The following is a 14,647-nucleotide window of genomic DNA, read 5'->3' as shown; positions in this document are numbered from 1 at the left end:
ACTCTGGAAAGCCAGGGCCAAATTAAAAAGAGATTAAAAAATAACATCTTTTATCTGGGACGAATTTTGAAATTTTATTGTGCGGGCCTGATCATTTGATTCCTCCAGACAGGCTAACAAACCTCTTTCGTCCCTAAATAAGGGGCAGATTTTGAGTTAATTACCGCACAACAGCATCGAAGAAGCTGGTTGAGAATGATCGCTTTTGCTATTTTTATCGAAACACCGACTTGCCCTCAAAGCCACATTAAAAAAAACCTCCTGCCAAGCGGCAGGAGGTTTTTTTTAATGAATCTTCATCAGCTTATAGCGCCGGGCGCTTTGCCCCTCCCCGATCTGTAGCACATACAGACCAACGGCCAGCTCCTGACCCGGATTGATCTCATGCTGCTGCTCCGGCAAATCCGCCAGCTTGTAGACCAGACGCCCGTAACCATCATAAATCATTACCGGCATTGGCCCGGTCCTGCGAGCAGGCACCTTTACGGTAAATGACTGGTGAAATGGATTGGGATAGTATACCACCGGTAGCTCTTCGGCATCCGCTTCAAACCCTATCTTGGCCGTTGAAGTCTGGTTGATGACCCGGAAGCTGATTGTCAGAGCCGTTCCAGCGGTCCCCGAGGCACTGGCCCCGGTATAGGGTGTTGCGGTTAAACTGTACGAACCGACGGCCGGTGTCCAGTTGTTGTAGCTGCCATTGCTGTCTCCAAAAAGTGCGTAGGGAGCGCCCGTCTCGGTCTGGGTGCGACTCTGTTGCCCACTCAACACCATTCGGACCGATCCCACCGTCGTTGGGCTGGTGTTGACGCGAATGTTCAGGTTCCGGGTTGGCAGCGTAGCCAGATTCAGTTGCTCACCCGAAGTCAGCACCTTGATGGGTTGTTCGTTGTCGGCGTTCATCAGGGTAAAACTGACGACGGCCTGGCCCGCCGTTGGCACATCGTTGACCACCAGCGTAAAGGTTTCCTGATGAGTGGCCTGTTTGCTGTCTGTCGCCCACACCGTAATTGAATAGCTGCCTGACGCCTGCGAACCGGGGGCAAATGTCAGAACGTTGTTGCTCAGGCTGGCAAACGCGGGCAGGTTTGTGGCCGTAATCGTCACGGCATCGCCGTCAGCATCACTGGCCGATAGCGGAACAGTTAGCACGCTGCCTTCATTAACGGTTTTGTTGCCGATGCTCGCCAGTACCGGGGCGGTATTGGTAGCCGAAGCCAGCACTTCAACGGCCGAGATCTTGGCCGTGTTAACGCTCCCATCCAGCAGACTAATCGTCAGGACCCCATCCGTAACCGTTACGGGGAAGCTCTCCTGGACGGCTTTCCAGGCTCCACCCGCCCGGGCGACAATATCATACTCGGTCAGTTTACGCTGTCCTTCGATGTCGACGTTGAACTTGCGCTGGTTGGCCGCCGTTGCATACAACTCAGCAAAGTGCAGAACAACGGTGTAGGTGCCGTTGCTGATGGGGAAGTTGTACGCAAAGGTTCCGTTACGTTCAGTCTGGTAAAGAACATCGTGGGTCGTGTTGGTGATGTCGCCCACGCGCGTGTAGGTACCGCCCCGGCTGGCGTAACTGTCGGCTCCGAATGCTTTGCCGTCCGAGGTGATGAAACTGCTGCCCCCCGAATTGATTCGAAAAGGAATAGTAACAACGGCAGTTCCTCCTTTTATAATTTCGATGGCGCAGACTTTTGCCTTGTTGATGCTACCGTTCAGAAAATCGACGGTGAGCATCTCATCCGTAACGGCTACGGGAAAGCTCTCCTGGACGGCTTTCCAGGTCCCGCCCGCTTTAGCGACAATGTCATATTCGGTCAGTTTGCGCTGGCCTTCAATATTAACATTAAATTTACGCTGGTTGACTGCCGTCGCGTAGACCTCGGCAAAGTGCAGGATTACCGTGTAGGTGCCGTTGCTGAGGGGGAAGTTGTAGGAAAAAGCGCCGTTGCGTTCGCTCTGGTAAAGGGCGTCCTGGGTGGTATTGGTAATATCGCCCACGCGCGTGTAAGTGCTGCCCCCCGTGGCGAAGTTATCGGCGCTGTAGACTTTGCCATCCGGCGTGGTATAGCCGCTGCCCCCGGCGTTGATCCGGTAGGAAGAAGAGGTAACGGTTTCACCTTCCGCCTTGATCAGAACCACCCAATCCTGATCCGCCGAACTGGGCGGATTCCCCAGCGATTTCGAACCACTGCCCGAAAAGGATCTCACCGAGCCATTTTGTAATGAACCTCCGTTGCGGGGATCGTACCACTGCACCGTGTACGTGCCACTGCTGCTCAGGCTAAGATTGGCACTCCCCCCGTCGGGTAAGTATACCACGTAGAGCTGGCCTTCTTTGCCCAGCGACCACCCCCGGCTAACGTTGGACATTGGCTTGACTTCCGTCAACGGCACGTAGGCCTTGAAGAACGCAAGCGCGTGGCGATTGAAGCGCCACATCTTCGCCCGGGACCGAAAATCTTCGGCTCCCAAATCCGATTCCCCCGTCAGATTCCCGAAATAGTATTCAACTCCGGCTCCGGAGGCCATTAGACAACCCCAGAGTGATTCTTTTCGAATGCCGTCCTGATTGTCGGCAATGGTCCCCCGGTCACCTGTATAAGTGGCATCACAGGCAACGCCCATAGAATTCTGCTCATCGTTGGCAACGATCCACTTCTTGCCCGAGTTAGCCGAGTTCTGAACCCACTTGAGGGTTTCTTCGTAGACGTAATCCCAATTCGACTGGTTGGACACGCCCACATACTGGGAGTTACTGCCCAGCAGCGGGGTATAAACCGCATCGTGTTCTTTGATGTTTGTATGCAGCACAATGGGGTGTTGGTAGGGGTCCGTCGAATTCAGGTAGGCGGCCATGTCTTTGCGCTGCTGGTCGGTCTGAATGTTCTCCTCTCCTACGTTCCAGTTCAGGGCCAGGTGATGGCCAAAGCGGGCGATCAGTTCCCGAAAGTACAGCTTGCGCTGCACGCCCAGATTGCCCCCGTCCAGCAGGTTGCAGTTTTCCCGCTCCTGCAACTTGAAGTGCAGATACAATCCCAGTTTGTCCGCGTGCTCAAAAACCACCTCCCACTGATCGAGTTTGGAGCAGTCGAAGCGGGTATAATCACTGGAGGACGCGTACGGAAAAACATTCTTTTCGTCGCCGGCGATGTTCATGGTCAGAAACGAAAAGGCGTTCAGGCCCTCGTTGGCCAGGTAGTTGATGGCGCCAATGATGCCCTTACCCTTGCCGTCTTTCCAGGTCGGATCGCCCGTGCGCCAGTCCTGTACGTGGGGGCTCCAGCTTTTACGCCGTCCGCCGTTGTCGGGGGTGTTGTCAAAATCGTTGTAAGCCAAAAAGTTTTCGGGCGAATCCACACCGCCTTTTAAGAAGTACTCACCGGTTTCGGAAAACTGCAGATAGTGTGCTCCGACGTACTTCAGCCGCCCTTTAGCCCGGAGGTCCGACCCGGTTTTATCCGAAGCCGCTACCGTAAAGGAGCCCGTTTTGCCATCCAGGGTCGCTACGGAAGTGCCCGCGTCGGTACTGACGGCGATATTGGTTCCGCTGCGCATGGAAATCGAATAGCTCCAGGTACCCACCTGATCGGGGGCGAAGTGCACCTTCCAGATGGTACCGGCCCCAGCGCTGGTGTTTCCGGCGTTACCGTCGGCGGCAAAGTAGCCGGGCACAACGTACTTTTTGCTGCCATTGGTGAAGGTAACGTTGAGCCGGTAGTTGAGAAAGGGGTTGGAACTGTGGGTTTCCGACGTGCTGGGACCTTCGATGAGGAGGGTAATTTTGTGCCATTTCTTCAATTCGCCCTGCACGGTAACCGTGCCATAGGGAGCCATAATCCGTTTAGCAGCGTTCGTTAAATGGGTGTTTTCCTGTTCTCCTATCGTGTTAAAGGTCCGCTCCGCGTGTCGAGCGGGATTGACGCGGCCGGGGCGGTTCAGACTTTCAGCATACGTCTGTGGTAGTCCAAAGGCCAGCAGGCTCAGACAGCCCCCTAATAGCCATAACTGATTAATTTTAAGTAGGGTTAGTTTCATGCAAAATGGAGCAAAATTAAGATGTGTTAGATAGGTATTATAGATCGTTTTGGGTACACCGGCAGTTGAATGAAGTCTTTTTGTACTTTAAACAGGGCTCCAGCGCTACCAATCGGCGTCTATAGGACAAATGCGCAGCCTGAATGTGGTCAACAAACTCATTGTGTGACAAAATGATTCTCGGGGTGGGGAGCTCGCTTAGTTTCGCCAATTGTACCAGTAACGCCCTTGAAAATCAGCACCGTATTTGATATTCAGGGAGGAAAACGCTTAGGCCATTGTGTCCTTAAACGTCAGTCGCCAAATCTGATCCTTGATGAAATCCGGAAGAATTGACTTTTAGAGAAAGTCACCACAAAGATTAAAAACTTATTAGATATTGCAAACCAAGAAGGCGTCTAGAAAGCCGGTGTTAGCTCTTACAGAATACCGTACGGATGTCTTTTCGGTACCTATAAAATTATCAACATAGAACGTATCCGTCTGTTAACTCGTTACTTACCTTTTCTTTTTCAGTGCGTAAGTTAACATCCGCTGTTTTGAACAAGGCGCGTTTTCAGCAGTTGTTGCCCTGCCGCGAGCGCTATAAAAAATTAGAAAAATATTAGGAAAGTGAGTTTGTGGTATGGAACTACCCTTCTGCAAAGCAGGTCAAGCCGCGTGAGAATGTGCCATAAGCCAGAATTTCAGAAGGTTACTCGTTGTTTTGTCACTTGCTGCGTTCTACTGAGTAGCGCAAGTCCGCTCTAATTGGTTGCCATACAGTCAGTCAACCTTCCATTCCGGAAAATCAGGAAGGATTATTAAGATTGGTATGCTTTCATGTAATTATTTTGTACAGCAATGCCCACGTTCTGTCTCATTGCTGAAACCCGGCCAGATCTGCCAGCGCAGGCAAGGATTGACTTTTCAGCCAAGTGTCACAACGTTAGCGGAAAGTGCGGCCCATCATGTTCAAAATGATACAGACATCCTGCTGATCTTATCCAGTAGCGTCAAAAAATCCTGTGGAATTCATTACAATCAGTACTCAGTTTATTCGAAATTTTCGCAGAACCCCCTGGTTATTATTGGCGCTGGGGTTACTGCTCTTGGCCCTGATCTGGATCCTTCAGTTTAAGCTTCAGATGTCTCTGACGGCTAAGTACGGTCTTGTGAAAGTTCTGTTCTGGCAAGTTCTGCAAATTATTCCCGAGCTCGTCACCCTTTTTGTTTTACAACTTTTGCTGCTGGTTTATCATCGGATGCTGCATCTCACCCGGATTCGCCTGTCCTTTCGAAGCATAGCCAGGTATTACCTGCTGCTTTTGCCGCCCATTTTGGTTTCTTTTTTACTAGCCAGCCCTTTTACCCAAACCGTTCGATTTGTCATTGATACGTTGACGCTCAACCGTCTCGACCAGGTAACGTTCAATTATTATTTTAATCAGTATATCATTGATCCTTACCAGGACCGGGTCGTAATCGGAATGTATTGCGTATTGGTTTTGTTGCTTGGCTACGGCATTACGACGATTTCTCTGGTTAAGGATATCTACGCTCAAAAGCACCATCCTCAGGCGATATCCGGACCGAGCCCCACGCCAACCCCGGTCTATCCGCTAAGTATGACCGTTTATTCTGCCAGGGGGCAAACGGCGCTACCTCTTTCCGAAATAGGATGGATAGAAGCGAATGGGCACAATTGCCTGGTGTATCACCTGACCTCTCCCCATAAGCTTCCCAAGCTGTCTCTAACCGAACTGGAAACTTCGCTGGATCCCATGCAGTTTTTTCGGGCAAATCGCAGTTGTCTAATCAATCGAAAGTTTGTTGAAGGCTACGTCCACGCGGGTAACAACCGGTATCTGGTCAATCTGAAAGACCCGTTTCATCAGGCGGACATTTCACTGGCCCGTTCCCGACTGGTCCAGTTCCGTCAGTGGCTTCATGAATCCATAAACACCACGGAAAAACCGGCCTGATACAAAAATACAATGCTACCAAGACTTTACGTACTGCCAGAAATCAAGCGGCCAGCTCACTAGAAGATGAGCTGGCCGCTTGATTTCTAATGGCATTTGCGCAGATACCGTATTCTTGTTTCGTTGCGCCTGACCTTCATTGGCTTATCCTTTCGTGTGGCTGACTAGGCTTATCAGATACCAAAGCGTCCAACGAAACACAGATGCTGAGTTTGTTAGTGCGCTTTCAATACTTTAACAGTCACGGACGCTGTGGGGGTAATGGCCTGCAGCAACAACACACCCGGTGCGGCTTTGCTGACCGACAACTGTTGCTGCTCAGTGGCCCCGGCCTGATCAACTTGCGACTCGGCAACAAGCCGCCCGCTGAGGTCGGTTAACAGCAAGCGCAGGGGCTGGCTTTCGGCGCCGAGCACTTGTACCCGAACCTGATCCGTCACCGGATTCCCCAGCAAAACGACCTGCATCTTCTGTTCGCTTTCGGCCGACAAACGAGCCGGGACGGGGCAGTTAAGCGTTTTCCCAGATTCTTTCAGCACATAGGTGCTCCCCTGCACCCGGGCGTAAATGACTTTCGCACCCGTTCCTTTTAATGACGCGGGCACCTCGAAGCTGTAGGCGTGTGCTCCGTTGCCTTTGCCTGCCGTTTTCAAATCAGCCCGGAAGATGTTAGCTTCGGTACTTCCCCAGACGGTGCTGCCCGTGTAAAATTCGACGGTAAGCGGGGTATTGGGTTTGTTCCGATCCCACACCCAGCCCCGGATGGTACCACATTCCACTTTGTCCAGAAATCCTTCAAAATTTCCGGTTACTACCGCAGGTGCCGCGGGACTCACGGTGAGCAGTATGCTTACACTGGTAGCTGCGCCTTGCGGATCGGTGGCTTTGTAACTTAACGTAAAGCTTCCCGCTAGTGTCGGCGTACCGCTGATCACTCGACTGGACGCCGAGAACGTCAAGCCCCCCGGCAACCCAGCGATCGTGTACGTCATCGGGCTTCCTTCCGGATCCGTGAAAGCCGGCAAGGCGCCTGATGTCAACGGAACACCTACCTGAGCCGACAAACCGGCAATGGATGCGGGAGCTACCGGAGCACGGTTCAGTGGAACATCTACCACTGAGAAGTTCAAACTGAACGGTGTACCGGCAGTTCCTGTACCGGCCGCCCCCGTATACGGGGTGGCCTTCAGCGTATAGCTACCAGCGGTGGGCGTCCAGGCTGCATAATCCCCGTTGGTCTCTCCCCCGAAGGCATAAGGAGCCGTCGCATCAGTGACCGTGGTGGTTTGTGCGCCACTCAGCACCATCACCACCGACCCTACCGTCGCCGGGTTTGTATTGACCCGGATGTTCAGATTCCGCGTCGGCAAGGTGCCCAGGTTCAGCGTCTCCCCCGGTGTCATCACCTTGATTTCCTGGTCGGTATCCGCATTCATCAGACTATAACTAACGACCGCTTGCGGACTGCTAACTGGTGCAGGAGCCGTAGCCACGGCCAAATTTTCTGATGCCGCGGTCATAGTGGCCGGATTTACCGTAATCGTCACTTCATCGGTCACCTGCCGATTGTCCTTATCCTTTACCGTCAGCCGGAAGACGTAGGTGCCTGCCGGCATTTTCGACAATGTCAAGTTTAGCGTATTCTGACCCGTGATGGCTGGGTTCGGGCCTGATACCTTCGCCCAGGATGTGCTGGCAATGTTGTCGGCCGGACTGCTGGTGGCTTTCCCCGCCAGCACCACACTGTTGGTGGGCAACATCAGCGTCTGGTCAGCCCCCGCATCAGCCGTCAGCTGCGCCGGGATCGGCGTGCACGAGCCCGTCCGTACCGCCCCGTGCGTGACCTTGTTAAACGTCTCATCGTGTAACAGGTTCCTGACGTTCGTCATACGAGTATTACAAACGTACGTGTTGTAACTGCCGCTGTTGAAGTAAAGCGCATGCTCACTGTTGATGGCCGTGTTGTTCTCCAGGATCGTGCCCAACACCGCTGCAATGTCCTCGTCAACGTAGCTCTTGCCCGCCGAGTGAAACTCCAGCGTGTTGAGATACCCCTCCGGGTAGGGGTCCCCGTGGATGTCCGCCCCCATGTTGGGCTGACCCGCCCGCAGCGTGTTGCCGCGCATCTCCAGACCCAGCACCGAGGTGCCGAAACACTTCTCCTGCGACTGCTGGACGGTGTGCACCCCGATGAAGTTGCCCACCAGCACGTTGGTGTTGCTCACCCGGTTGCCCACAAGCTGGTTGTTGTACATGGGAATAAACGTCTGGGTGCTGCCCCGCATCTGCTGGGAGGGCGTCAGATCGATCGAGCCGCTGTTCAACAGCGTGTTGTCCACAATGGCCACCTGGGTGGTGGCGTTCTTGTAGAGGGTGATGCCCCGGTAGTTGCCCTCCATGCTGTTGCCCTTGATGAGCCAGTTCTCCGAGCCCCAGTTGAAGATCGCATACCGGCTGCCGGCCGCGGGCGTCACCTGCCAGGGCCGATCCACCGTCAGCGTGTTGCCGCTGCGGCTGACAATCCGGCGCCACTGGCCCATGCCCTTGCCGTGCACGATGGCCACCACCGGGCTTTGCTTGAGACTGCCCCAGGTCTTGGCATCGTCCCGCAGGCTGCTGGCCGAGGCCCCACTGACCGTGCCGGTGTCTTCGTCGGGCCGGGTGGCCCCGCCCCCTTCGGCGATGATGGCTTCGCCGTCGAAGTTGTTCTGGGCGGGCCCATTGATAACTTTCAGCGTGTTGTTGAGGACGGCCACATCCAGGGCAAAGTTCATCACCAGCACGTGGTTGACCCGCTCGAGGGGGTAGCGGGCCGAGCCATCGCGCAGGATGGTGTTGTTCTCGATGATGCCGTCGTGGCTGCGGTCGAAGTTGAGTCCATCGACGGCGAAGGTGACGTGGTTGCCGGTGAAGACGTAGTTGGAGCATCCGTTGAGCATGAAGGGGCCGCGGTAGCTGAACTGGTTGTCGACGCCGTGGGTGAAGTCCGAGTTGGCGATGACGAGTTTATCGCTGCCGTTGAACCAGATCCAGTTGCTTTTGGCCAGGTCAAAGCGGATGCGTTGCAGAAAGATCTCATTTCCTTTACCCCGCATGTTGGTGATAATGCTGCCATCGTTGTCGATGTTCAGGAGCGTCAGGTCCGCAATACCGGCCTGCGTAACGTTGGTGGCCCAAAAGATACCGACTTTATCGGAGTTGGTGTTGTAGCCAAACTTGATGATGGTCTGGTCCTTGCCGGCGCCCTGGAGCACCACCCGGTCCAGCATGCGGATGCCCTCAAAGTTGTCGGGAAAGTCCAGTTTGTAGGTGCCCGCTGGCAGGTAGACAATGCCCCCCCCGTCGGCGTTGGCCTTCTTGATGGCCTCGCGCAGGGCTTTGTAGTCACTCGTGTTGCCGTCGCCTTTGGCTTTGGTGCTCAGCCGCGAATCGGTCTTGACGTTGTAGACATTGTTGTAAAAGTCCAGCTTGGCGGCCCAGCCCACGTTGAGTTTGAAGTAGTCGGCCCCGGCCTTGATGGCGGTGATGGTTTTGCTCATTTTGGTTTCGCCCAGGGAGCCTGCCAGGCCATTGCTGACCCAGACGCTGTAGACGGTGCCGGGCTGCAGGCCGCCGGGGGCTTTCACCGTGAGGGCGTAGGCATCACCCGAGATAACCGTAGCACTAAGAGAGCTGCCCTCCGGACTCATAAACTGGACCCTAGCCGTAGCCCCGCTCACTTGCAGGTTCCGTCCGAAGATGCGCAGGGTGCCCTCGGGGGCGACTTCGGGGGAGTCGAAGTGCATGCCCCAGGCCTGGTTGATGAAGACTTTGGGGCTGTTCTGGCCGTTGTCGGAGACCCAGACCTGGTAGAGGTCCAGGCCCAGGTCGGCCGGGATCTGGACGGTGGCCTGGTTGGCGCTCTGCACCAGGATGGGTAAGCTGACCGAGGAGGAGGAGGTGCCTTTGTTGAGGTAGGCTTTGGCCGACGCCCCGAAGTTGCCCTGCAGGCTGATGGCCGAACCGGGTTGAGCCGACAGGCTGGCGTTAAAGATGGCGGTCTGCGCCCGAGAAACTTGAAAGGCAAAAAAACTTAAAAAGAAAACTAAGAAGTAGCGTTGAGTCATTTTAGGGTTAATTTACAAGTTACGGTAGGCACAATACTTTACCAGACGACACCTAATCGAGTGCCGTTAAAAAATAAAAAAGAGCAATAATCGATTACCTTACAGGGATTTAAAGCAGAATATTTTGAAAAATAAAGATCTATTTATCAGACAAAATTTCTATTGAATTACCCAATCAACTAGTCACTCTTGGAAGCTTAAAAGGAGGAAATGCGAACTAATTTGCTTTAATCACACGGAATACTGAAGAAGGCGAGCGTTTACCATAGGCTATTTACAAGACACATTTATCTGACTCTTTTGAAAAACTATTAATAAAATACTATTCTCTAATAGCATATCATTTATTGTGTAGCACAGACAATGCCAATATTATAAAAACAGCCAGGTTTGTGATTATATGGATTTAAGTAATGAGTAGGCTTTTTGACGCTTATAATTAAGATTATATTTATTGGTATTATGCAGTTAATAACAGGAGCTTAATAACGAAATACTAATGTTGTAAATAGATCAGGACATGACAATACCATTCAGCCCTTTGCCTCAATCCCGTAAATTTGGATGTTTTGCAAGATGTTTTAACTATGGTGCAAGACTGGAGAAACTACGAGTGGAATTTGTTTTGCTGATCAGCAGCGCTTTCGAGTGGCTTTATTATGGATGCTTTACCGGAGAATAATTGAATTTAACAGAACTCAATCAGGCGCTTTTTATGCGACTATTTTGCCCCGCGTTTTCTGAACGGCATGACGGTATTCTTTACCCGCTGATCCGCCCATTATCTTGACTTGCAACGCATTAAAAATTAGCCAATCAGATTTGATTCGTTGACGGATAAGGCTTTTCAATCACTCGCCGGTAGCTATGCCGTCGGCCAATGATATGCGAACAATAAATGAAGCGGGTAGTTAGGCCGGTAAATACATCTGGAATGTGGCCCCCTCATCCGGTTTGCTGGTGGCGGTAATCCATCCTCCATGATTTTCCACCACTCGCTGGCAGATGGCCAAACCAATTCCAGAACCCGGGAATTTATCTTTGCTGTGCAGTCGCTGGAAAACGAGGAATATCCGGCTTAAATATTTCTCATCAAAACCGATGCCTTCATCCCGTACACTGATTCGGTGAAACCGCAGGGCGTAGCTGGCGGGCTGAATACCAGCGGACAACTGGCTTCTATCCAGTAGTTCATAGTCGATTCGGACGCGCGGTTGCTGATCCAGAGGGGTAAACTTGAGGGCATTTGAAACCAAATTCTGAAACAACTGATACAGTTGCGCTTCATCGCCCCGGACAACCGGAAGATCGCCAACCTCAATGGCCGCCTTCCGCTCATCAACAAGTAATGACAACGCATCCAGCACGTTTTCCAGAACCGTGTTGAGCGCGACAAGACCAAAAGTTTCCTGGCGGATAGCCACCCGCGAATAAATCGATAAATCTTTGACCAACATCGACATACGCCCCCCCGTCACCGCTATCCGCTCCAGATAATGCCGGGCCTGTTCGTCCAGCTGATGAGCATACTGCTCCATTAGCAAACCACTAAAGGCCTGCATCTTACGCAGCGGCTCCTGCAAATCGTGGGTGGCAATGTAGGCAAATTGTTGCAGGTTGTCGTTCGAACGTTTGAGTTCCTGATTGGCCTGCAAAAGTTCTTCAGTCCGGGCCTGCACCCGTTGATCCAGTTCTCCGGCCAGATCGCGGTATCGTTGTTCGCTGGTTTGCAGTTCCTGACGGGCCAGGTATTTTTCCGTAACATCAACGGCCATATTCAGAATGGCATAGACGTTTCCCTGCGCGTCCAGCAAGGGCTGGTAAACAAAATTAAACCAAAAAGTCTGTAAGCGGCCATCCACCACCAGACTGGCGGGCTGCTCATGGGTGCGGTAGGTCCGCCCTGTTTCATAAACCACATTCAGCAGCGGAATAAACGGCTGGCCTTCCAGTTCGGGCAGGGCATCGACCAGTTTCTGCCCAACAACGGTCGGAGTTTTGCCCCAAAGCCGGATCATGGCGGGGTTGGCGACTGAAATAACCAGATCGGCGGTTTCGTAAACAGCAATGGCAAAAGGAGCTTCCTGAATCAGTCCCCGAAAACGCGCTTCGCTGCCCTCAATGGCCTGACGAGCCAGCACCTGCTCGGTTACCTCCACGGCCATAATCATAATCCCCGAAATCTGGTTATCCGCGCTGCGCAGGGGTGTGTAACTAAAATCAAAATACGCGTCTTCCAGACGGCCGTGCCGCATGAGTTTGGCCATCACGCCATTGCCGTAAAATGGTCTTCCTGTATCGTAAACTTCTTCCAGAAGCTGAATAAACGGTTGACCGCTTAACTCTGGTAGGGCATCGATCAACCGCATCCCAGTAACCGACTGATCTTTGCCCCATACCTCAAACAGTTTGGGATTTCCAAGTTCAATGATCAGTTCCCGGCCTTTTAACTGGCCAATGGCCATGGGCGCCTGCTCCACAATTGAACGAAAACGGGCCTCACTGGCCTGCAAGTCGCGTTGGCCCTGGAGCTGCCGGGTTATGTCCAGGCTAAAATCAACGATACTAACCGTGCCATCCGGTTCTTCGACGGGTTCAAAACTGGCGTAGAAATAAGCCGTTTCCATCTGGTTATTCCGCTGTAGGGTTACGGGAATTTCCGGCGCAACAAAGCGCTGACGGGTTTGGCGGACCGAGTCAAAAATCTCCTTGAGTCCCTGCTGAGCCAACTCCGGCAAAGCTTCTAACAGGGGTTTCCCCTGCATTTCTTCCACCTGCCGACCAGCCATTTGGGCAATTTGGTCGTTAACCAGCTCGAAAACGTGGTCTTCTCCCCGAAGGAGTCCCAAACCGATTGGAGCATGTTTTAAAACGGTTTGAAACCGCTTCTGGTTGGTTTCCAGCGCGGCTTTTTCGTTCCGATATCGTTCTTCGCTTTCCTGTAGCGCCTTGGTTTGTCGGCGCAATTCCAGCAGTCGGACCACTTGCCTGGACAACGCCTGAAGAGCCGTCAACTGACTCGGGGTCAACTGCCTGGGTTGCTGATCAATTACGCACAGCGATCCGAGGGCAAAACCGTTCTCATCCACCAGAGGGGCACCGGCATAAAAAACAATGTGGGGATCGCCCGCTACCAGCGGATTGTCGGCAAAGCGTTGATCCTGCCGGGCGTCCGGAACAACGAGTGTTTGGGTTGGATTGTTGATGGCCTGGGCACAAAAGGAATGGTTGCGCGGAGTTTCCCGAATGTCAAGCCCGTGGTTGGATTTAAACCACTGGCGCCCCTCATCCACCAGACTGATCAGTGCAATGGGCGCTTGGCAGATTTGGGCCGCCAACAGCGTAATGTCTTCGTAGTCCTGCTCCGGTAGGGAGTCAAGGATGTCATAACTTTTGAGGGCTGCAAGCCGGTTGTTTTCCTCGGAGGATGGAGAGATGGTCATTCGTACGTTACAAGCCAATCGATTGGATAAAGTTACGTAGAAACCTGGATAGTGAAAGGTATTTACAATTGATCATAGCAGCTATCTTACGCAAGGGCCCCCCTTTCGGCACTTCTCATCAATTTTCATCCGGGTGGGAAAGTACCCTCCTCCTGGTAAAAGCCCCGTGGTTCACGGCATGACAAGGCACGGTTTGCGAGAGTAAGCTAGCTTCGGCTGTCTGAAATTGACGTTCGGCCTGTTGATCATACCCATTTTCCGCAGTTTGTGCTTCCAAACCGTGTCTTTACTCAAAAGTAACAGGGAATGACTCATTTGTGACAGGCTTTCGTGGCGGGTCTCCCGACCTTTGACTCAATAAAACAGAACAACAACATCAAAACAATAGACGCCATGAAAGCCATCGTTAATACCCTGCTCGTCGCCCTGACCCTGACCGTTACCAGTTTCTCAACTACTCAAGCTGACACCCGCAAACCCAAGCAAGCAGCCGCTTTCCAGAGCGGGATGCATACAACCGCCGAAGGCAAAGTGCAGATTGCGGTTCAGAAAGAAACCACGGGGGCCGTCACGGTCCGGCTGATCAACGCTGAAGGCAGAGAAGTTTTCGTTCAGCCAATCGGTAAACGCCAGCAGGCTGTTCGGTTGCGACTGGACGTCAGCAGCCTGCCCGACGGTATTTATCAGATCGCAATTTCCAATGGTTTGACGACCACCACCCAGGAGTTGACTTTGGCAACGAAGCGCCCCACGGCGGCTCCCCGGCTCATTGCGGTTCGTTAATGTGTAACAAATGTTGGTTGCATTACGGATAAGTGGGTTAGTCTAAGCGCGGGAAGAGGTTATGATGGGGAGAAGCTGACCGAGTCACTAAGGCCATGCCAGACTGGACTCCTGGTTAGCTCAACGGCAAACCGGTAAATGTTCAAACCAGTTTGTTCATTTCGTTCACGACCCTCTAACTGGAAGATTGCCAGCACTAGCTGTGCTGTTCGTCTTGGGGCTTTTTAAGGGTGACAAAACACAAAATATCATATAAACAGGACAGGCCACCCAATTGGGTGGCCTGTCCTGTTTGGTACCCCCAACTGTT

5 protein-coding genes are annotated in these 14,647 nt (G+C 52.8%); 2 read left to right on the top strand and 3 right to left on the bottom strand.

From position 1 onward, the window contains the following. Nucleotides 1-285: 285 nt before the first annotated feature. Nucleotides 286-4,041 carry a malectin domain-containing carbohydrate-binding protein gene (locus OQ371_RS20280; RefSeq protein ID WP_265990153.1) on the bottom strand — a complete coding sequence of 1,252 codons (3,756 nt, stop codon included), beginning with the start codon at nt 4,039-4,041 and terminating at the stop codon, nt 286-288. Between the two features lie 1,007 nt (nt 4,042-5,048). Here OQ371_RS20280 and OQ371_RS20275 point away from each other — a divergent pair. Further along, a complete protein-coding gene (locus OQ371_RS20275; protein ID WP_265990152.1) occupies nt 5,049-6,005 on the top strand; it encodes a LytTR family DNA-binding domain-containing protein in 957 nt (318 codons plus the stop codon). 215 nt (nt 6,006-6,220) lie between these two features. On the opposite strand, the gene OQ371_RS20270 is transcribed toward OQ371_RS20275, so the two are convergent. Beyond that, nucleotides 6,221-10,111, bottom strand: coding sequence for a PKD domain-containing protein (locus OQ371_RS20270; protein WP_265990151.1), 3,891 nt, complete (start codon nt 10,109-10,111; stop codon nt 6,221-6,223). A gap of 911 nt (nt 10,112-11,022) precedes the next feature. Continuing rightward, complete coding sequence (locus tag OQ371_RS20265; protein WP_265990150.1) at nt 11,023-13,554, bottom strand: PAS domain-containing protein; 2,532 nt, start codon at nt 13,552-13,554, stop codon at nt 11,023-11,025. Nucleotides 13,555-13,947: 393 nt separating this feature from the next. On the opposite strand from OQ371_RS20265, the gene OQ371_RS20260 reads away from it, so the two are divergent. After that, nucleotides 13,948-14,337: a T9SS type A sorting domain-containing protein gene (locus tag OQ371_RS20260; RefSeq protein ID WP_265990149.1), complete on the top strand. Its 390-nt coding sequence runs from the start codon at nt 13,948-13,950 to the stop codon at nt 14,335-14,337. Nucleotides 14,338-14,647: the final 310 nt, after the last annotated feature.

The sequence above is a fragment of the Larkinella insperata genome, assembly GCF_026248825.1.
Lineage (GTDB): Bacteria > Bacteroidota > Bacteroidia > Cytophagales > Spirosomataceae > Larkinella > Larkinella insperata.
This window is presented reverse-complemented; position numbering and strand designations above follow the sequence as displayed.